The following is a 19,530-nucleotide window of genomic DNA, read 5'->3' on the forward strand; positions in this document are numbered from 1 at the left end:
ATGTAGCGGCTTTTTAATTAGTAATCTAAATTGAATCTTATTTTCTTACTACTATTTTCTTAGATATTGTTCTAAACCCAGATTTTAGTTTGATAATATACAACCCATTAACTAATTGGTTTAAATTTATAGTATTTGCTTTATTAGCAACATTACCTTTCATAACTTGTTTTCCGTTTAAATCTGTAATTGTAAATTCAAAAATTTCACCTTCGTTAAATACTAAATCTACTGTCAAATAATCAACAACAGGATTTGGATAAAGCTTAACAGCATTGGTCAATGCCTCTTCTTCTTCTACTTTAGCTACCACTAATTGCTGCAGTGCGCTGTTAGTTGAGTTATTAACTTGGTCTTTTTTAGATTTATCTTCTGTTTCTGTTTGTGCTGCTCTTTGATCAATTCCTCCAGGAATAATTACAATTTGTGATCCAGTATTAGCTATATCTGCACAAATATTATTGTTATTAATTACATTTTGAACATCAGCTATGGTAGCTGTTCCTAAATTAATACTTGATATATCAAATGTTAAAGGATCGTATACAAACATGTGTACATTGTATGGTCCATTTAAATAAGGAAGCGTTAACGTTAAATTTTCACTAACTGAATATATGGTTTGATTATCTATTGATGCTAAAACTGTACCTAAGTTATAACCAGAAGGAACTGTATTATCATCGTTAGGTGTTATATTAATATTAAAAGTATTTCCTAAAGGTATTACAATAACATCCAAACTAGGAATTCCTGTGCCTGCTAAAACTTCACAAGCTTGCTCTAACAAGGTAAATTGTATAGTTTGTTCTTCACATAAAGTTAATGGATTATCATTATTATCTACACAATTATTATTGTTATTAGAATAGCTGCTTGCTGATTGAGAGTAAAGTTTTGCAGTTAATTGAAAATTACCTAGACCTAAATTCCACGAAGCTGCACCAGCTGGATAAGTATATGGAGTAACACTTTCAGTTATTGAAAATGTTTGATTTGTATCAAGATTAGTAACCTCTAATTGCACATTTTCTACTTCTCCGTTAGTTAAAGTATTTATGTAAAAATCTGTTGGTATATCTTCAATATAATAAGATTGACCATCTACTATATTATTAGAGTTTACACCATCTGTAAATGCAAAACCATCTATACTTCCGCAAACAGCTGAGTCTGTAAGTGTAAATGTGTAAGTATATTTATCACAAAACACCATTGTTTGACTACTACTACCACAATTATTACCATAATAACTAATTGTTGTAGTATATAGTTTTGCAGTTATTTTAAAGTTTCCTGTACCTAAATTCCAAGAGCTTCCCGTACTTGGATAAGTGTAAGGCGCTACACTTTCTGTAATACCAGTTGTTGTGTTGGTATCTAAATTAGTTACATAATATTTCACTTTACTTACCTCTCCTTCTATAGCAGAATCTATATAAAAGTTTGTAGGTAAATCTTGTATATTATAAGATTGACCATCATTTAACGCTACAGATTCATCTCCATTTGTAAAATTTAAAGCAGTAAGTTCTCCACAAGATACTGTATTGTTTAAGGTAAAATAAATAGATTCTTGATCACATACAGTAGATTGACAATAGTCATAAATATAAACCTTAGATGTTAACTTAAAATTACCGTAACCGTAATTCCAAACAGATCCACCACCTGGTATTGTGTACGGCTCATAGTTTTCTCCAACATAAAAAGTTTGATTTGTATCTAAATTTTTAAGTATTAGTTTAACACTTTCAGAATTACCTGTAACAAGAGACTCTACAAAAAAGTTTGTTGGTAAATCACTAACTTCGTATGAGTTTCCATTTATAATATCTGTTGATGTAACTCCGTTTGTAAACGTAAAGCCATCTACTTGTCCACAAGAAGAAGCGTTTGTTATTGTAAATTGTACAGTTTCTGTATCACAAGTCCATCCGCCACAATAATTATATTTGTAAAGTTTAGCCTTAAGTTTAAATACACCTGTACCATAATTCCAAGCACTTCCGCCTCCAGGAAAGGTATAAGGCTCATAATTTTCTGTAAGATTGTAAGTAGCTCCTGTACTTAAGTTTTGTAAATAAAACTTTGCACTTTGTGAGTAACCACCAACAATTAACTGTATATAAAAGTTATTTGGCAGTTCATTAATACTGTAAGTCCCGTAATTATTAATCATCACAGAACTATTTCCGCTTTTAAATTTAAAGCCATCAATATGACCACACCATGTATCGTCATTTGCAAAAGCTGTTATTGAAATAAAAAGGGAGAAAAGGGAAACTAAAAATAACTTTTTAGTTAATGGATTAAGTAATTTTTTACTCATAATTTGTTGGTTTATAGCATTTACATAATTATGAGTAAATTTAGATTACCGAAATCTCTTACAGAAAATTAATAGGTTAAAAGCAACAAAAATCTATTAACGGATTAAAGCATTTTTTATAAGTTTAAATGCTCAAAAACATCTTTTAAATACACATAAACCAGGTGTAAGCCATGAAAAATCAGTCAAAACGAGCTTAACCAACAAAGACCAACTAAATAATCGGTATTTAGAACAGTAATTTTATGTTGGCATAAGAGTTTTCTAAAGCTTTATAAGCCTCTTCTTCTTTTAACCATTCTACCTTTGTAATACCTTCATTTAATTGCGGATAAAGTTTACCATTAAAATCAGATTTCATCTTGTACCAATGTGTTATTTTTAACTTATGTTTTCCGTTGCGTTTGTATATGTGATATGTAGTAGGAAGTTTGTCTATAATTTCTAAATTTTTAATACCAGTTTCTTCTTCAACTTCTCTAATAGCAGTGTCTTCTATAGTTTCTTTTTTTTCAGCTTTACCTTTAGGTAAATCCCATTTATCGTTTCTATATATAAATAAAATTTCGCCATTCTTATTATATACTTTTCCGCCACCAGCAACTACGTTAGGCAATTTTTTTTTAAAAGTTTTAAGCAATTTATCTTCAGAATATCCAATTAATCTAACCGAGTTTATTTTTTTCTTACTTAATGTCTTTAATACAACATTTAAGTCTGCATCTTTTAATAAAAAATTTTTAAAATCTGTTTCTTTTTCTACTATTGTTGTTAGGTAAATTGGCTTATTGTTTACAAATATGCACTGCATGGCTTAATTTAGATTTAGTGATGTAAAAATATAAAACTAATAGAATTCTAAATTTTATTTTAAAGTTATTTTCAATTCAAAAAATTTAATATGTAATTTTGCCTTATGATTATTGACAAACACATCGCTAGACAGACCGCAAAAGCATTATTACAAGTTAATGCTATTAAACTTCAACCTAAAGAGCCATTTACATGGGCATCTGGTTGGAAATCTCCTATTTATTGTGATAATAGAGTTGTTCTTTCTTTTCCTCCTATTAGAAATTATATTAGAGAAGAAATGGCTAAATTCTTAGAAGACCATTACGGAAAACCAGACGTAATTGCTGGTGTAGCTACTGGTGCAATTGGTATTGGTATGCTAGTTGCCGAGTATTTAGGAGTTCCTTTTATTTATGTTAGACCAGAAGCTAAATCACACGGAAGACAAAACCAAATTGAAGGCTATGTAGAAAGTGGTCAAAACGTAGTGGTTATTGAAGACTTAATTAGTACAGGAAAAAGTAGCTTAAATGCTGTAAAAGCTTTAAAAGAAGCTAAATTAAACGTAAAAGGCATGATTGCTATTTTTTCTTACGGATTCAATATCTCTAAAGAAAATTTTGAAAAAGAACACCTTACTTTACACACCTTAAGTAATTACGAACATTTACTGCAAGAAGCAGCTGCAACCAATTATATTTCTGAAAGTGAAATTGAAACTTTAAGTAAATGGAATGCCAATCCAAGCGATTGGAACGTTAATTGATTAAGTTAAAAAAATAGATTAACATATAATACAAACTATGAAATTAGAATCTCCAAAAGTTACAGTAAATAAATCTGCTCAAGACACATTTAACTTTTTAAGCGATGTAAAAAATTTTGAAAATCTTATGCCAGAAAACATAAGCAAATTTGAAGTTTTAGATAACGATAAGTTTTTGTTTGCCTTAAAAGGTATGCCAGAAATTGTACTTAAAAAGAAAGAAACAACACCGCCTAACCAAATTGTTTTAGGTGCTGCTGGTGGTAAAATAGACTTTTCTTTAACAGGAAATATCTCTGAAATTGATGCAACAACTAGCGAAGTGCAATTAATTTTTGAAGGTCAGTTTAATGCTATGATGGCTATGATGATTAAAGGACCTATCAATAAGTTTATAGAAACATTGGCTAGCAACATGCCTAATGCTATTAATACAGTAGCTTAATTGTTTTTAAATCGAACGTTTTTAATATATTATCTTCTAATAAAACTTCTAGAAGACCTTCATTAGAAACTCCTTTAATAAAACCAGAAAATAAACCTTCTTCATTTTTAAATGTAGAAGGTTTATCTTTTCTAAACAAATAAGACTCGTAAGTTGTTTTAATAGTTTTAAAGTGATTACTTTCAACTAAATCAAAAAGGATTTCTAACTCTTTTAAAATAGATTGAAGTAATTCATCCAAATCATAAGATATACCTGTAACATTTAATAAAGAAGACGCTTGAGGTAAATTAGAAAAATTAACTTGATTTACGTTTAAACCAATACCAACAACTGTAGCTGATACATTATTTTGTTTAATAACGTTTTCAATCAAAATACCACATATCTTTTTATTTGCTGACAAAATGTCGTTAGGCCATTTGACACTTAATTTTGGTAAGTTTAGTTTTTTTAGCGTATTTATTACAGCCAAACTAGCAACCATACTAATCACAAAATGTTGATCGAGTTTTAAATTCACAAGCCTTTTAAACACACTAAAAGTGAGGTTTTTAGCATCTTGAGACGACCAAACAGTCCCCATTTGACCACGACCTTTAGTTTGATGTTTAGCTACAACTACCGTAAAATCTTCTACGTTGGTATCTATAGATAAACTTCGAAGAAACAAATTTGTAGAATCGATGGCATTAAGTTTGATTATACGCATATTAAATAGTTATCTTCGTATTATAAAATCTTATGATTTTTTTAAAGTATAAAGAACTTAAAAATAATAACTTTGCACAAATTAAATCTTATTAATGGCGAAAAAAGAATCTAACGCAGATCTACTTATAACCTCAATTATAGGCGGAATTGAAGATGTAAAAGGAAAAGAAATTAACATTCTCGATCTTAGAGAAATAGAAAACACTGTTTGTGATTACTTTGTTATCTGTGAAGGTACATCAAATACACAAGTTAACGCCATAGTTAATTCTATACAAAAAAAAGTAAGCAAAACATTACAAGACAAACCTTGGCATATAGAAGGCGAAGACAATGCAGAATGGGTTTTAATGGACTATGTTAACGTAGTTGTACATGTGTTTCAAAAACACATTAGAGAATATTATGATATAGAAAGTCTTTGGGGAGATGCCAAAGTAACAGCTATAAAAACAAATTATTAATAACAATACATGGCAAACAATAAAAATAAAAAAACAATACCTCCAAAAAAACCTAAGTTTAATCCTTATTGGATATACGCAGGTTTATTTTTATTCTTCATTGGTTTAAACTTTTTTGGAAGCGATGCTTTAAGCGGAGAAAATAAAACATCTCCAGCACAATTTTTTCAATATTTAAAAGATGGAGACGTAGAAAAAGTAGATATTGTTAACAGAAGAGAAGCAAAAGTTTACTTAACTAAAGAAGCAGAAGAAAAAGAAGTACACAAAAAGTCTATACCAACTGCTTTATTTGGAGATTCTAATAACATACCTAATTATACTTTCGAATTTGGTGATCTTCAAAATTTTGAAAATCAGTTAAAAGAAATAAAAGCAAACAACAGCATTACTACATCTGTTGAATATAAAACCGAAACTAATCCTTGGGGCGAATTATTATTTAGCTTACTTCCTTTTATTTTACTAATTGGAGTTTGGATTTTCATCATGAGACGTATGTCTTCTGGTGGCGGTGGCGGAGCTGGCGGACAGATCTTTAACATAGGAAAATCTAAAGCAAAACTATTTGACGAAAAAACAGATGTAAAAACATCCTTTAAAGACGTTGCTGGTTTAGAAGGTGCAAAAGAAGAAGTTCAAGAAATTGTAGATTTCCTTAAAAACCCAGAAAAATATACATCCTTAGGTGGTAAAATTCCTAAAGGAGCATTATTAGTTGGTCCTCCAGGAACAGGTAAAACTTTACTTGCAAAAGCAGTAGCAGGAGAAGCACAAGTCCCTTTTTTCTCGCTTTCTGGTTCTGACTTTGTAGAAATGTTTGTTGGTGTTGGTGCATCACGTGTACGTGACCTATTTAAGCAAGCTAAAGAAAAATCGCCTTCAATTATTTTTATTGATGAGATTGATGCTATTGGTCGTGCAAGAGGCAAAAACGCAATGTCTGGAAGTAATGACGAGCGTGAAAATACGCTTAACCAATTACTAACCGAGATGGATGGTTTTGGAACAAATACTAACGTAATTGTACTTGCAGCAACTAACCGTGCAGATATATTAGATAAAGCTTTAATGCGTGCAGGACGTTTTGACAGACAAATTTTTGTAGATCTTCCAGACGTTAGAGAGCGTAAAGAAATATTTGAAGTCCACTTAAGACCTCTAAAAAAAGCTGAAGGTTTAGACCTTGACTTTTTATCTAAACAAACACCAGGTTTTTCAGGTGCAGACATTGCTAACCTATGTAATGAGGCAGCCTTAATTGCTGCTAGAAACAATAAAAAGGCAGTAGAAAAACAAGACTTTTTAGATGCTGTAGACAGAATTATTGGTGGTTTAGAAAAGAAAAATAAAATTGTTACACCAGAAGAAAAACGTGCAATTGCTTTTCATGAAGCAGGTCACGCAACTGTTAGTTGGATGCTAGAACATGCCGCACCATTGGTAAAAGTAACAATTGTACCACGTGGTAGATCTTTAGGTGCTGCATGGTATTTACCAGAAGAACGTTTAATCGTTAGACCAGAGCAAATGCTAGACGAAATGTGTGCCGCTCTTGGTGGTCGTGCTGCAGAGAAAGTTATTTTTGATAAAATATCTACTGGAGCTTTAAGTGACTTAGAAAAAGTCACAAAACAAGCTAGAGCAATGGTTACTGTTTATGGTTTAAGTGATAAAGTAGGAAACTTAACCTACTACGATTCATCTGGTCAAAATGAATATGGATTCTCTAAACCATATAGTGAACAAACAGCAGAACTAATTGATAAAGAAATTTCAGATATTATAGAGACTCAATACCAAAGAGCTGTCAACCTTCTTGAAGAAAACAAAGATAAATTAACCGAGTTAGCAGAAGTTTTACTTGAAAAAGAAGTGATTTTTAAAGACAATTTAGAAAAGATATTTGGAGAAAGAAACTTTAAAAAAGAAGCTCAGCTTACAGATCAAAAATCTGAAGAAGAAGAGTAAACAGAACATATTTATAGTATTTAAACACAAAAAACTTAGATTATCTCTTTAGATAGTCTAAGTTTTTTTATATTTGATATAGTTCAAAAAAGAAAATTGATTATAGCAAAGTAAATGAGTCTTTTTAGAAAGTTATTTAGTTCTAAATCTGAAAAGAAAAAGGAAGACATAAAGTCTAATGAACGAGGCAAATACATGCCAAAAGTTGAGCTACCAATTGACGAAAGTTTTACTATAAACTTTAAAAAAAATGGTGGTAAATTTTTGTATTGCGACTCGTTAGACGAAGTGTACGATAACCTCAACAATATTATAATAGAAAACAGCTGGGAAGATCATAAAGCTTTTTTCTACGATAAAAACCTTGAAGATAAATTTAAAAGTGCTCAATTAAACGTTGGACAAAACTTATCACAATGTACTTACTTTATCACCACTTGCGAAAACCTAATTGCAAATGATGGGTCTTTATTAGTAAGCTCTAATCAATTAGCAGAGAATAAACTAAATGAATTTCCTAATAACGTAATCGTTTTTGCTACTACAAGTCAAATAGTACCAACAATTAGTGAAGGGTTAAGAGAAATTAAAAGCAAAAACCCTAGTAAACTTCCAACAAACATCACTACGATTAAACATTTTAAGCTAGAAGAGGAAAAAGACTTTTTATCTTACGGAAGCAGCACAAAAAACTTATATTTGCTGTTGTTAGAAGATTTATAGTTTTATGAGCGAAACATTAACCAGAGGTCTATCTGGAATTTTATATATAACCCTGCTTAGCCTTTCGTTATTTAACGAGCACGCATTTGTTATACTTTTTTACGTGTTTGGTATAATTTGTATGGCAGAGTTTTGTAAACTTATACAACTTAAAAGCTTATACCCATATATTATCTTTACAATAATGTATTTTATTTTCGGGTATTGGCAGTTTGTTATGAACTCTCATATAGGATTAGTAGAAGCTACTCAAATCCTTCAAGTCATTACTATTTTTGTTCAATTACTACTAATTAAAGATTTATTCTCTGAGAAAAAAATACCTTTATTTAGCTCAAAAAGATATATAATTACCACCTTTTATTTAGCAAGTGGTTTTGTATTTTTAGTTTTAATAGGTAAACACGGAAAACTATTTAACCCAGTTCTTATATTAGGCTCTTTTATTTTAGTTTGGGTTAATGACACTTTTGCTTATCTAGTTGGTAAAAATTTTGGTAAACAAAAACTGTTTCCTAGCATTTCACCAAAAAAAACTGTCGAAGGATTTTTAGGAGGATTGTTTTTTGCAACCATTGCTAGTTATTTTATATTTAAATTTACAGACAGCCATTTAACTTTTACTAATTGGCTAATATTAAGTATTATTATAAGTGTTATAGGAACGCTTGGAGATTTAATAGAATCTAAAATAAAACGCCAAGCTAACGTTAAAGATAGCGGAGTTATAATGCCTGGTCATGGCGGTTTATTAGATCGTTTTGATAGTATTATATTTGCAGCTCCTTTTATTTATTTGTTTTTAAGAATTGTAAACTATGTTTCATAAAGAAGGTTTTAAAATTATAGCAATTACGTTTTTGTTTATTTCTATTTCTGCAGTTGTGGTAGACACATTTGTAATAGCGCTATGGCTTAAGTACGTATTATTTTTTACGCTATTTGTTTTCTTGTTTTTAATACTTCAATTTTTTAGAAATCCCAAAAGAAACACCATATTAAACGACAATACTGTTGTATCGCCCGTAGACGGTAAAGTGGTAGTAATAGAAGAGGTTTTTGAGCCTGAGTATTTTAAAGAAAAAAGACTTCAAGTAAGTGTTTTTATGTCTCCTATTAACGTACATGTTACAAGATACCCTATTAGCGGAAAGGTAAACTTTAGCAAATATCATCCTGGTAAATACCTTGTAGCTTGGCATCCTAAAGCTAGTACAGAAAACGAACGTACTACAGTTGTCGTAGAAAATCCTATTTATGGAGAAGTTTTATACAGACAAATAGCCGGTGCTTTAGCAAAGCGTATCGTTAACTATGCTGTAGAAGGTGACGCTGCTGTGCAAGGTACAGACTCTGGTTTTATAAAATTTGGGTCAAGAGTAGATTTATTTTTACCTTTGGACACTAATATAAAGGTAGAATTAAACCAAAAAGTAAAAGGAGGCGAAAGTATTATTGCCGAAATTTAAGATGACTTCCGAAGAACTTGAAAAAGCCTTTCAAGAGGCTGTAGCACAAATCAATAAACATAAGGAACCTTTTCCTGCAGATTTCTTGTTACGTCTCTACGCTTATTACAAAAGAGCTACTAATGACTATGGAAGTCCCAGCAGCAAAAAGCAAATAATTAATGCTTTTAAGACTAATGCATTGTTTCAAACAAAAAATATATCTGCAAACGAAGCTAAGCAGAAATACATTGACTTAGTTAACAACTATTTCTTATACAGAAAATAAATAACTATGAATTTTCTTGTAGAAAACTTACTTTTTACAAGTTTTTTAAGCGGAATCATTTTTATAATTACAGGTTTTGTAATGTTCAAATTTCCGCCTAAAAGCATCAATATGCTTTATGGATACAGAACAACCCGTTCTATGAAAAATCAAGAACAATGGGATTTTTCACAAAAATATTCAGCTAAACTTTTAATATTTTGCGGTGTATTTTTAATCTTGACAAGCAACATTTCATTATTAATTACAATAAACAATAAAGCCAAACTTTTTATTAGCTTGGCTTTAATATTTGGTTCTGTAATCTTTTTACTTTTTAAGACTGAAAACGAGCTTAAAAAACGTTTTCCTTAATTTTTTAAAACAAATTCTAGAGGTTTACCAGTTGCTCCATTTGGAAATGTTATACCCAATAAAGCAGAAATTGTTGGTGCTATATCTGGTATAGTTGTATATGCTGTTGTGTGTCCTTTTGTAATACCATTACCATAAAAAATCAAAGGTACGTGTGTATCATAATTTAAAGGAGAACCATGTGTTGATCCTGTTTTACTATACTGTATTACTGCTGGATCTAAAACAAATAAAATATCTCCAGATCGTTTTTGATTGTATCCATTTTGCAATAAATTTTCAATTCCTTTTGTGTATTGAGTATTACTCATTGAAGTCGCTGTATATGCTTTATATACTTGATCATAAGTAATTATCTGGTTTACTATTGCCTCTTGTACTACAACTAAATCTAAGCCTAATTGTTGTATTTTTTCTCTATCTAAAAATATTTGCTGATTACTAATATTCTTTAAGAAAGATGACACTTTGTGAGTTTCAATTGTAATATTGCCTACCTTTTCTTCAAAAGCTGCACCATCAAAATAACCTGCTGGTATTTTTACACTTTCTAAATACGCTGGTACATTAACTGCTCCGTGATCTGCCGTTAAAAAGACGGTGTAATTTTCTTTGCCCACTTTCGCGTCAAGCGTATTTAATAATTGTTCAATTTCTTTATCTAACCTTATATATGTGTCTTCTATTTCTTTACTATTTACACCAAAGTTATGCCCAATATAATCTGTGCTAGAATAACTTACTGTTAACACATCTGTATAATTATCTTTACCCAATTGCTCTCCTATTAAAGCTGCTATTGCAAAATCTGTTACAATACTATTTCCGTAAGGTGTTGCTTTTATAATATTATAATTTCCGTTTGTTTTACTTAATGCTTTTAAATCATAAGGGAATGTTGCTGTGTCTTTTCCTCTAAATCCACCTTCAAAATCGTTTAAATCACTTCCACTTTCTGTATATGTCGCTATATCATATAAAGTATTCCATTCTGTTAAATATTTTTCGGCTGGATTTGTTGCGTTAAAATCTTTGACCCATTGTGGTAAAGTTTCAAAATAGTAACTACTTGAAATAAAATGACCTTGGTCTTTCCCATGAAACCAATATGCTGCATTTGCGCTATGTCCTGCTGGTAAAATAGCACCACGATCTTTTATAGATATTCCTATAGTTTTTCCATTCATTTGTGTAAACAACCTATTTTCATCTGCAAAAGTTGTAGTTTTCATTCTGTGTGGAGACATTTGTCCTGCTTTATCCATAGTTCCAACAGATTGTACTGTAGTATCGCCAGCACAATACACAAAACTATCACTAAACTTGTCATACCAGTTATTAGCTATAATTCCATGATTTTTTGGTGTTGTACCTGTATAAACAGATGCGTGTCCTGGACCTGTATAGGTTGGCACATAATTAAAGTGATTATTTTTACAGTTAAAACCTTCGTTTATTAATCTTAAAAATCCACCATTTCCATATTTATTTTCAAATCTTGTTAAGTACTCATATCTCATTTGATCAACTACAATTCCTACCACTAGTTTTGGTTTTTCTGTAGGTTGAATATTAGTTTCTGTTGAAGTTGAAATAGCTTCTTTTTGAGATTGGCAAGCAAATAATAAAAATACAATGCAGATTGAAAGTAATGGTCTCATATAATTTAATAAATTTAGATTGCAAAAATACAGTTTTTAAGACATCTAATTTGAAATTAAGGTTAATAAGCTGTTAGAATTTTATATTTTAGCAGTAATAAAAATTGATATGTTATACCTTCATTATTTAGGCACTTACTTTTTGATGATTGCTGAAATGTTTAAAAAACCAACCAAATGGTCGGTTATGAAGCAATTAATCTTAAAAGAAATAGACGATTTAATTATTGGCTCTTTAGGTATTGTTGCTTTTATTTCGTTTTTTGTTGGAGGTGTTGTTACGATACAAACAGCTTTAAACATAGACAATCCATTAATCCCAAAAAACCTAGTTGGATTTGCCACAAGACAATCTATTATTTTAGAGTTTGCGCCAACATTTATGTCGATTATCATGGCTGGTAAAGTTGGATCCTTTATTACTTCAAGCATAGGTACAATGCGTGTTACAGAACAAATAGATGCACTTGAAGTTATGGGTATAAACAGTTTAAATTATTTAGTATTTCCTAAGTTTATTTCGTTAATGCTTTACCCTTTTGTTATTTCTATTTCAATGTTTTTAGGTATTCTTGGCGGACTTGCTGCTTGTGTATATGGCGGTTACGCAAGTATGGGCGACTATATAGAAGGTGTACAATTAGACTTTACTCCTTTTCATATGGCGTATGCGTTTATAAAAACATTAATCTTTGCTTTTATTTTAGCCACAGTACCGTCGTATCATGGTTATTATATGAAAGGAGGAGCTTTAGAAGTTGGTAAAGCTAGTACAACATCATTTGTATGGACTAGTGTTGTAATTATCGTACTAAACTATTTATTAACTCAGTTACTTTTAAGCTAATGATAGAGGTTAAAAATTTACATAAATCATTTGGCGATGCTCACATTCTAAAAGGAATTAACACCGCTTTTGAAAAAGGAAAAACAAACCTTATTATTGGTCAAAGTGGATCTGGTAAAACTGTATTTTTAAAATGTTTACTTGGGCTTTTCAACTATGAACAAGGAAGTATTGCTTATGATGGTAAAATATTTTCGAAATTAAGTGAAGATGAAAAGCGAGATATTAGAGCACAGATAGGAATGGTATTTCAAGGAAGTGCACTTTTTGATTCTATGACAATTGAAGAAAACGTAATGTTTCCTTTAAAAATGTTTACAAAACAAAGTAAAAGCGAAATGCAAGATCGTGTAGACTTTGTTTTAAAGCGAGTTAATCTAGCAGATGCACATAAAAAAATGCCTAGTGAAGCATCTGGAGGAATGCAAAAACGTGTTGCTATTGCACGAGCAATTGTAAATAAACCTAAGTATCTTTTTTGTGACGAACCTAACTCTGGATTAGACCCAAAAACATCAATTGTAATTGATGATTTAATTAAAGAAATTACCGAAGAGTATCAAATAACTACTGTTATTAACTCGCATGACATGAACTCGGTTATGCAAATTGGTGAAAAAATTGTCTTTTTAAAAAATGGTTATAAAGAATGGGAAGGTTCTCGTTATGATATTTTTAAAACAGACAATAAAGCTGTTACCGACTTTGTATATTCTTCAGAGTTATTTAAAAAAGTGCGTCAAATGTATTTAGAAGAGCGTGGTTAATTTACTCTTCTAATTAGTAGCGTATCTACATCTAGCTTAAATTTCAACCATTTATACAGTTTAGCTTTTTCTTTTTCTACTTGATTGTTATTGACCAAAGAATCATTCCATTTAACTTCAAAAACAGACAAGGTATCTATTGTTTTAAAGTTACTTTTTACAACTTTAGAGTAAGCTATTTCTTCAACATTTTCGTAATTAATATTAATTTCTTCAGTAAGAGATTTAAACGGGATTTGATCTTTCTCAAACACTGATAATTGCCTTACTTTATTTTCTAAAATAGTTATTTTTTGTTGTTGTGTTAAAAGGTCTAAAGAATCACGCGTGCGTAACTCTTCCATATATTCTAAGTTATTAACCTGCCTATTTTTGGTTTGATTGATTAATAGTTTAGTGTTATTTAAATAAGGGTAATCTTTTAAACGTTGTTCTAAAACTCTTATGGTTTCATCAGAAATAACATCTGCACCAAAAGTAGTTAGCTCTATATTAGAAACCCCAGAAGGCTTAAAGTTTGGTGTCGCATATTTTTTTATGTAATTGGCATTCGGTAATGCATCTAGCTCTTTATCTATAAATTGTTTAGCGTTAACTTCAAATTGACTTTCTTCTAAAACACTTAAAAAGGTAAACATTGCAGGAATCATAACAATTATAGCTACTAAAGATGCTATTCTTGCAATACGTTTTCTTTTTGCAGAATTTGCATATTTAAGCATTGGAAAACGTAAAATTTTAAGCACTAAAAATGTAGCCAATGCAATAAATATGGTATTAATTGTAAATAAGTACATGGCTTGACCAAAGTATTTCCAATTAGCTTTTGCTAATCCATACCCTGCAGTACATAATGGAGGCATTAATGCGGTTGCAATAGCTACACCAAAAATAACAGAAGCTATAGTTCCTCTTTTGGTACGTGCTATAATTAAAGCTAAACCACCAAAAAAGGCAATTAATACATCTCGAATATCTGGTTGCACACGACCTAATAGCTCAGAAGTATCTTCACTTAAAGGGAAAAATCTAAAGAATAAAAAAGCTGTTAATAAACTTAGCACAATCATAATTGCTAAATTTATCAATGAGCGTTTTAAAGTATCTATATCATTAATTGCAATAGATAAACCAACACCTAAAATTGGTCCCATAAGTGGAGAGATTAACATGGCGCCAATAACTACAGCTGTACTATTTGCATTTAACCCTATAGAAGCCACAAATATTGAACACACTAAAATCCAGGCTGTTGCTCCTTTAAAAGGAATATCGTTTTTTATAGCCTCTATTGTAGCGTCTCGATCGGTATCTTCTCTAAAATCTAAAAGTTCTTGTAAAAAGGTTTTAATACTTTTAAACAAACCTTCTGCATCTTTTTTTACAGCTTCTTTTTTTTGGTCGACAGTTTCTTTTTGTTTGTCTTCTTCAGAGAAGTTAAACTTGTTTTCTTTAGGATTATTGGTTGTATTCATTCAGAAATTAATAATTATCCGTAGTGCTCACCAAAAGTGTTTTTTACATTTTGAAGCACTTTTTTAATGTCTTGTTCTTTTGTTTTAGGAAAGATAAGCAAAACTTCGTCTTTATCAACAATTATATAATCGTTTAATCCATCTACAACTACAACTTTTTCTTTAGCTGTTCTAATCATATTTCCTGAAGCATCTTCTACTAAAGTTTTTGCATTAACAACAGCGTTTTGGTTTTGATCTTTATCTAGTTTATCATATAAACTCCCCCAAGTCCCAAGGTCATTCCAATCAAAAGTTGCTGGTATTACATATACGTTTTTGGAAGATTCCATTATGGCATAATCAACCGAGATGTTTTCTGCTTTAGCATAATTTTCTTCTATAAATTCTGCTTCTGCATCTGTATTGTATAGCGCCATTCCTTTATTAAAATGCTGAAATAATTCGGGTTGATTATTCTTGAAAGCGTTAATTACAGATGAAGCACTCCACATAAATATACCTGCATTCCAAAGAAAATTGCCTTGAGCTAAAAACTGTTTTGCAGTATCGTAATCTGGTTTTTCTCTAAATTGAATAACTTCGCTTATATTTTCTTCAGAATCATTACCGAATTCTATATAACCGTATCCTGTATTAGGAAAGGTTGGTTTTATACCCAAGGTCATTAACGCATCGTTTTGCTCACAAAACTGAAAGGCTTGCTGGACATTTTGCGTAAATGCAGTTTCATCTTCAATCCAATGATCACTTGGTGCCACAATCATGACTGCATCTGGATTTAGTTTTTGTATTTTTAACGAAGCATACAAAATACAAGGTGCTGTATTACGCATTGCTGGTTCTAAAACCACTTGTTTTTGCTTAACTTCTGGTAACTGTTGTAGGACTAAATCATTATATTTTTCATTAGTCAGAATAAAAATATTTTCAGTTGGAATTAACTTGTTTAATCGCTGAAAAGTTTTTTGCAGTAATGTATCTCCTGTTCCCAACATATCATGAAATTGTTTAGGGAATTGCTCGGTACTTACTGGCCAAAACCTTGACCCTACACCACCAGCCATTAAAATGGCGTAATAATTTTTGTTTTGCATTTTGTTAATTATTTATTACAGTTACCTCTGCATTTGCATTAAACAGATATATTTTACCTGTTGAAACTTCTACACATTCAAAACGTGTACGGCGCTTTTTTAATTTTCTAAAAACTTTTCCGTTATATATTTTAAATGTACTTTGTAAAGGTATCTCAAATATAAAGGTTTTATTAGTATTTGCGTCAAACTGCTTTAATGCGTAGGCCAATTGCACATCTGTGTCGCTAGATGCTTTTGGATTTTTAAAATGATTAGCTAGAATTGGTAAAATCTCAGACGGAAAGACATCTGGGTTTAAAAAAGGTAACATCAAGTATTGAAAGGTCTTCTTCCACTCTATCCCATGTGGCTTAATCGTTTTACCATAAGTTTTATAAGCTTCTAGATGAGCAACTTCATGTACCAAAGTAATTAAAAACCGATATTTATTTAAACTACCGTTTACTGTAATTTGATGCTTACCATTTGGTAATTTACGATAATCACCGTGACGTGTTTTTCGTTCTTTTTTTATTAATACTGTTAAATTTTCGTGCTCTAAAAGCTTTAAAACATTTGGTAATGCAGTATCTGGAATATAATTAGAAATGATGTGTTTCATCACAGCAAAATTAAATAAACTTTACCACTTCAATTCAGGGTTATCTTATATAATTATTAACATTACTTGAAGTTTAATGCTAATCATTTCATAAAATACCATTTGTATTTTGCATACACACTTAGCTATTTTTAAATTTAAGTGAATCAATAAAAATAAACTATGAGTTTTTTAGAAGCAATGCAGCAGCGTTACAGTACAAAAAAATATAACGCATCAAAAAAAATAAAGGAAGAAGACATTCAGTCATTAAAAGAAATTCTAAGATTAAGTCCTTCTTCTATAAATAGTCAACCTTGGAAGTTTACATTTGTAAGAGATCAAAAAACCAAAGAAAAATTATCTAAAGTATCGTGGATCAATACAGAAAAAGTGTTGGATTGCGACACTTTAATAGTTTTAAGTAGAATAGACAATTTAGAGGTTTTTGAAAATCAAATTAAAGAAGAATTGCCAGAAGCTGCTGTTAATTATTACAATGAAACCATAAAACCAAAACCAGAGTCTTATATTAAATCCTGGTTTGACAAACAAGTCTATTTATCTTTGGGGATACTTTTAAGTGCTTGTGCAGAAATGGGTATTGACTCTACACCAATGGAAGGTCTTAACCCTGAAGATTATGATAAAATTTTAGAACTTGACAATTATGCTACTTTAGTAGCTGTTGCAATAGGATATAGAGATGAAGATGATCATAATCAACCTAGTAAAAAACCTAAATCTAGAATGTCTATTGATAAAATAATAGATACTGTCTAATAAAAAAACGCTTTCAATTTTTGAAAGCGTTTTTCTTATAATTCTTGAGTTACTTTTTACATCCTTTCAGGTACATTAATACCTAACAAGCTAAACGCATTTTTTATAGTCTTTGCTACTGTATTTGATAACTGAACTCTAAAAATAATTTCGTTTTTAGTATCTGCACCTAAAATTGATACATTTTGATAAAAGCTATTAAATGCTTTTACTAAATCGTAAGTATAATTAGCAATTAAAGCAGGACTGTGTTGTGCTGCTGCTTGTTGTACAGTATCAGGAAATAATTGTAGTTGTTTAATTAATTCGCGTTCTTTTTCGTGTAATTCTACTTCATTTGCATCTAGTTTTACAGTAAAATCTACATCCGATTTACGTAAAATTGATTGTATTCTTGCATACGTATATTGAATAAACGGACCAGTATTTCCTTGAAAATCTATGGATTCTTTAGGGTCAAATAGGATTCGTTTTTTAGGATCTACTTTTAAGATATAATACTTTAAAGCACCAAGACCAATAGTTTTATAAAGTTCTTCTTTTTCGTCTTCAGAGTAACCGTCTAACTTTCCTAATTCTTCGGAAATTGTTTTTGCAGTAGTTGCCATATCTGCAATTAAATCGTCTGCATCTACAACGGTACCTTCACGACTTTTCATTTTTCCAGAAGGTAAATCTACCATTCCGTAACTTAAATGGTATAAGTTTTTAGCCCAATCAAATCCTAATTTTTTAAGGATTAAAAACAGGACTTGAAAATGATAATCTTGCTCGTTACCAACGGTGTAAACCATACCGCCAACATCTGGAAAATCCTTTATACGTTGTATTGCAGTACCAATATCTTGAGTCATGTAAACTGCTGTACCATCTGCACGAAGTACAATTTTCTCGTCTAAACCATCATCGGTTAAATCGCACCAAACAGAGCCATCTTCGCGTTTATAAAACACACCAGATTTTAACCCTTCGCTAACAAATTCTTTTCCTAATAAATAAGTTTCGCTTTCGTAATATAATTTATCAAAGTCTACACCAAGATTTTTATAGGTTACGTCAAATCCATCGTAAACCCAACCATTCATTTTACTCCAAAGTGCGACCACATCTTCATCTCCTGCTTCCCATTTTTTAAGCATCTCTTGAGCTTCAACTAAAATTGGAGCTTCTTTTTTTGCTTCGTCTTCTGTTTTACCTGAAGCTTTTAAATTTTCAATTTCTTTTTTATACTCTTGATCAAACTTGACGTAATAATTCCCGACTAACTTATCGCCTTTTAAACCTGTAGTTTCTGGTGTTTCGTTGTTTCCAAACTTTTGCCAAGCTAACATACTTTTACAAATATGAATACCTCTATCGTTTATAATTTGTGTTTTATAAACTTTTTTACCAGAAGCTTTTAAAATCTCAGCAACACTATACCCTAAAAGATTATTACGTATATGACCTAAATGTAGTGGTTTATTAGTGTTAGGCGAAGAATACTCTACCATCACAGCATCATTTTCTGCAATAGCATCTTCAAAACCGTAAGTTGTTTTATCTTTTATTGCATTAAAAAACTCTACAAAATATGATGCGCTAATTTCTAAATTTAAAAAGCCTTTTACAACGTTAAAACCTTCGACTTCGTTTACATTTTCTACTAAATAATTACCTATAGATTCTCCAATTTGCACTGGATTACCTTTTACAACGCGCAACATAGAAAATACAACAACAGTAATATCTCCAGGAAATTCTTTACGTGTTGCTTGAAATTCTACAGATTCTAAATCGGCATTAAAGTTACTTTTTACTGCGCTTTTTATTTGCGTTGTTAGGATGTCTTGAAGATTCATATTTCTTATAAAAATTAAAGCGCAAAGATAGTATTTTTAAGGTTTTAATTGAATGTAACAAAATTTAATTTCACTTAAAACACTTCTTTAAAATACATATTTTTCAGGTAAAAAAAATGAACTTAACCGTTAGTCTAATTTTTTGGTATTACCTCTTAAAAATTATGTATAACGA

At 30.5% G+C, this 19,530-nt stretch carries 20 protein-coding genes; 12 read left to right on the forward strand and 8 right to left on the reverse strand.

Annotation, left to right across the window (positions count from 1 at the left end; translation table 11 throughout):
• Nucleotides 1-37: 37 nt before the first annotated feature.
• Together FHS04_RS12920 and FHS04_RS12925 are read right to left on the reverse strand one after the other, a co-directional pair.
• Complete coding sequence (locus tag FHS04_RS12920) at nt 38-2,332, reverse strand: T9SS type A sorting domain-containing protein (protein WP_106678830.1); 2,295 nt, start codon at nt 2,330-2,332, stop codon at nt 38-40.
• 229 nt (nt 2,333-2,561) lie between these two features.
• The gene (locus FHS04_RS12925; protein WP_106678828.1) at nt 2,562-3,143 is read right to left on the reverse strand and encodes an NUDIX hydrolase; all 582 of its coding nucleotides are present in this window, start codon (nt 3,141-3,143) and stop codon (nt 2,562-2,564) included.
• A 105-nt stretch (nt 3,144-3,248) separates the two neighbouring features.
• Here FHS04_RS12925 and pyrE point away from each other — a divergent pair, with 105 nt between their 5' ends.
• Together pyrE and FHS04_RS12935 are read left to right on the forward strand one after the other, a co-directional pair.
• On the forward strand, nt 3,249-3,893 hold the full coding sequence (pyrE, locus tag FHS04_RS12930) for an orotate phosphoribosyltransferase (protein ID WP_027880364.1): 645 nt from the start codon (nt 3,249-3,251) through the stop codon (nt 3,891-3,893).
• A gap of 37 nt (nt 3,894-3,930) precedes the next feature.
• Entirely contained in the window at nt 3,931-4,338 is a 408-nt protein-coding gene (locus tag FHS04_RS12935) for an SRPBCC family protein (protein WP_027880363.1), read from the forward strand.
• Here FHS04_RS12935 and FHS04_RS12940 read toward each other — a convergent pair.
• Nucleotides 4,322-5,050 carry a biotin--[acetyl-CoA-carboxylase] ligase gene (locus FHS04_RS12940; protein ID WP_106678826.1) on the reverse strand — a complete coding sequence of 243 codons (729 nt, stop codon included), beginning with the start codon at nt 5,048-5,050 and terminating at the stop codon, nt 4,322-4,324. The two genes, FHS04_RS12935 and FHS04_RS12940, sit on opposite strands and share 17 nt — an antisense overlap.
• A 94-nt stretch (nt 5,051-5,144) precedes the next feature.
• On the opposite strand from FHS04_RS12940, the gene rsfS reads away from it, so the two are divergent.
• From rsfS to FHS04_RS12975, 7 genes are all read left to right on the forward strand, one after another.
• The gene (rsfS, locus tag FHS04_RS12945; RefSeq protein ID WP_027880361.1) at nt 5,145-5,516 is read left to right on the forward strand and encodes a ribosome silencing factor; all 372 of its coding nucleotides are present in this window, start codon (nt 5,145-5,147) and stop codon (nt 5,514-5,516) included.
• Nucleotides 5,517-5,525: 9 nt separating this feature from the next.
• A complete protein-coding gene (gene ftsH / locus FHS04_RS12950) occupies nt 5,526-7,487 on the forward strand; it encodes an ATP-dependent zinc metalloprotease FtsH (protein WP_106678824.1) in 1,962 nt (653 codons plus the stop codon).
• Between the two features lie 114 nt (nt 7,488-7,601).
• Nucleotides 7,602-8,210 (forward strand): LUD domain-containing protein, encoded by a 609-nt coding sequence (locus tag FHS04_RS12955; protein WP_027880359.1) that lies wholly within the window; start codon nt 7,602-7,604, stop codon nt 8,208-8,210.
• A 4-nt stretch (nt 8,211-8,214) separates the two neighbouring features.
• Complete coding sequence (locus FHS04_RS12960) at nt 8,215-9,039, forward strand: phosphatidate cytidylyltransferase (RefSeq protein WP_106678822.1); 825 nt, start codon at nt 8,215-8,217, stop codon at nt 9,037-9,039.
• The gene (locus tag FHS04_RS12965; protein ID WP_106678820.1) at nt 9,029-9,679 is read left to right on the forward strand and encodes a phosphatidylserine decarboxylase family protein; all 651 of its coding nucleotides are present in this window, start codon (nt 9,029-9,031) and stop codon (nt 9,677-9,679) included. The genes FHS04_RS12960 and FHS04_RS12965 overlap by 11 nt, the downstream gene beginning before the upstream one ends.
• A gap of 1 nt (nt 9,680) precedes the next feature.
• A complete protein-coding gene (locus tag FHS04_RS12970; protein ID WP_027880356.1) occupies nt 9,681-9,947 on the forward strand; it encodes an acyl-CoA-binding protein in 267 nt (88 codons plus the stop codon).
• Nucleotides 9,948-9,953: 6 nt separating this feature from the next.
• Nucleotides 9,954-10,301, forward strand: coding sequence for an SdpI family protein (locus tag FHS04_RS12975; RefSeq protein WP_106678818.1), 348 nt, complete (start codon nt 9,954-9,956; stop codon nt 10,299-10,301).
• On the opposite strand, the gene pafA is transcribed toward FHS04_RS12975, so the two are convergent.
• Nucleotides 10,298-11,962 (reverse strand): alkaline phosphatase PafA, encoded by a 1,665-nt coding sequence (gene pafA, locus FHS04_RS12980; RefSeq protein WP_106678815.1) that lies wholly within the window; start codon nt 11,960-11,962, stop codon nt 10,298-10,300. The genes FHS04_RS12975 and pafA overlap by 4 nt on opposite strands.
• Nucleotides 11,963-12,071: 109 nt before the next feature.
• On the opposite strand from pafA, the gene FHS04_RS12985 reads away from it, so the two are divergent.
• Both FHS04_RS12985 and FHS04_RS12990 read left to right on the forward strand, forming a co-directional pair.
• Complete coding sequence (locus FHS04_RS12985) at nt 12,072-12,809, forward strand: MlaE family ABC transporter permease (protein ID WP_027880353.1); 738 nt, start codon at nt 12,072-12,074, stop codon at nt 12,807-12,809.
• Complete coding sequence (locus FHS04_RS12990) at nt 12,809-13,576, forward strand: ABC transporter ATP-binding protein (protein ID WP_027880352.1); 768 nt, start codon at nt 12,809-12,811, stop codon at nt 13,574-13,576. Before FHS04_RS12985 ends, FHS04_RS12990 begins: the two co-directional genes overlap by 1 nt.
• Here the strand turns inward: FHS04_RS12990 and FHS04_RS12995 are convergent.
• From FHS04_RS12995 to FHS04_RS13005, 3 genes are read right to left on the reverse strand one after another with little or no spacing between them, the layout of a single operon-like run.
• Nucleotides 13,573-15,051, reverse strand: a complete 1,479-nt coding sequence (locus FHS04_RS12995; RefSeq protein WP_106678813.1) for a DUF389 domain-containing protein — start codon at nt 15,049-15,051, stop codon at nt 13,573-13,575. The two genes, FHS04_RS12990 and FHS04_RS12995, sit on opposite strands and share 4 nt — an antisense overlap.
• Before the next feature lie 14 nt (nt 15,052-15,065).
• Nucleotides 15,066-16,148, reverse strand: a complete 1,083-nt coding sequence (locus tag FHS04_RS13000; RefSeq protein ID WP_106678812.1) for a mannose-1-phosphate guanylyltransferase — start codon at nt 16,146-16,148, stop codon at nt 15,066-15,068.
• 4 nt (nt 16,149-16,152) lie between these two features.
• Entirely contained in the window at nt 16,153-16,752 is a 600-nt protein-coding gene (locus tag FHS04_RS13005; protein ID WP_027880349.1) for a SprT-like domain-containing protein, read from the reverse strand.
• A 162-nt stretch (nt 16,753-16,914) separates the two neighbouring features.
• On the opposite strand from FHS04_RS13005, the gene FHS04_RS13010 reads away from it, so the two are divergent.
• A complete protein-coding gene (locus FHS04_RS13010) occupies nt 16,915-17,514 on the forward strand; it encodes an NAD(P)H-dependent oxidoreductase (protein ID WP_106678810.1) in 600 nt (199 codons plus the stop codon).
• A 56-nt stretch (nt 17,515-17,570) separates the two neighbouring features.
• On the opposite strand, the gene argS is transcribed toward FHS04_RS13010, so the two are convergent.
• Nucleotides 17,571-19,355, reverse strand: a complete 1,785-nt coding sequence (gene argS, locus FHS04_RS13015) for an arginine--tRNA ligase (RefSeq protein WP_106678808.1) — start codon at nt 19,353-19,355, stop codon at nt 17,571-17,573.
• Nucleotides 19,356-19,530: the final 175 nt, after the last annotated feature.

It is taken from the genome of Mesoflavibacter zeaxanthinifaciens subsp. sabulilitoris (genome assembly GCF_014191595.1).
Taxonomy (GTDB): Bacteria; Bacteroidota; Bacteroidia; order Flavobacteriales; family Flavobacteriaceae; genus Mesoflavibacter; species Mesoflavibacter zeaxanthinifaciens.

Coding starts and splice junctions, on each gene's coding strand:
- FHS04_RS12970 (WP_027880356.1), top strand. CDS start 9,681: ATGACTTCCGAAGAACTTGAAAAAGCCTTTCAAGAGGCTGTAGCACAA.
- FHS04_RS12925 (WP_106678828.1), bottom strand. CDS start 3,143: ATGCAGTGCATATTTGTAAACAATAAGCCAATTTACCTAACAACAATA.
- ftsH (WP_106678824.1), top strand. CDS start 5,526: ATGGCAAACAATAAAAATAAAAAAACAATACCTCCAAAAAAACCTAAG.
- argS (WP_106678808.1), bottom strand. CDS start 19,355: ATGAATCTTCAAGACATCCTAACAACGCAAATAAAAAGCGCAGTAAAA.
- pafA (WP_106678815.1), bottom strand. CDS start 11,962: ATGAGACCATTACTTTCAATCTGCATTGTATTTTTATTATTTGCTTGC.
- FHS04_RS12920 (WP_106678830.1), bottom strand. CDS start 2,332: ATGAGTAAAAAATTACTTAATCCATTAACTAAAAAGTTATTTTTAGTT.
- FHS04_RS12935 (WP_027880363.1), top strand. CDS start 3,931: ATGAAATTAGAATCTCCAAAAGTTACAGTAAATAAATCTGCTCAAGAC.
- FHS04_RS12960 (WP_106678822.1), top strand. CDS start 8,215: ATGAGCGAAACATTAACCAGAGGTCTATCTGGAATTTTATATATAACC.
- FHS04_RS13000 (WP_106678812.1), bottom strand. CDS start 16,148: ATGCAAAACAAAAATTATTACGCCATTTTAATGGCTGGTGGTGTAGGG.
- FHS04_RS12965 (WP_106678820.1), top strand. CDS start 9,029: ATGTTTCATAAAGAAGGTTTTAAAATTATAGCAATTACGTTTTTGTTT.
- FHS04_RS13005 (WP_027880349.1), bottom strand. CDS start 16,752: ATGAAACACATCATTTCTAATTATATTCCAGATACTGCATTACCAAAT.
- FHS04_RS12940 (WP_106678826.1), bottom strand. CDS start 5,050: ATGCGTATAATCAAACTTAATGCCATCGATTCTACAAATTTGTTTCTT.
- FHS04_RS13010 (WP_106678810.1), top strand. CDS start 16,915: ATGAGTTTTTTAGAAGCAATGCAGCAGCGTTACAGTACAAAAAAATAT.
- FHS04_RS12955 (WP_027880359.1), top strand. CDS start 7,602: ATGAGTCTTTTTAGAAAGTTATTTAGTTCTAAATCTGAAAAGAAAAAG.
- FHS04_RS12975 (WP_106678818.1), top strand. CDS start 9,954: ATGAATTTTCTTGTAGAAAACTTACTTTTTACAAGTTTTTTAAGCGGA.
- pyrE (WP_027880364.1), top strand. CDS start 3,249: ATGATTATTGACAAACACATCGCTAGACAGACCGCAAAAGCATTATTA.
- FHS04_RS12995 (WP_106678813.1), bottom strand. CDS start 15,051: ATGAATACAACCAATAATCCTAAAGAAAACAAGTTTAACTTCTCTGAA.
- rsfS (WP_027880361.1), top strand. CDS start 5,145: ATGGCGAAAAAAGAATCTAACGCAGATCTACTTATAACCTCAATTATA.
- FHS04_RS12990 (WP_027880352.1), top strand. CDS start 12,809: ATGATAGAGGTTAAAAATTTACATAAATCATTTGGCGATGCTCACATT.
- FHS04_RS12985 (WP_027880353.1), top strand. CDS start 12,072: ATGTTATACCTTCATTATTTAGGCACTTACTTTTTGATGATTGCTGAA.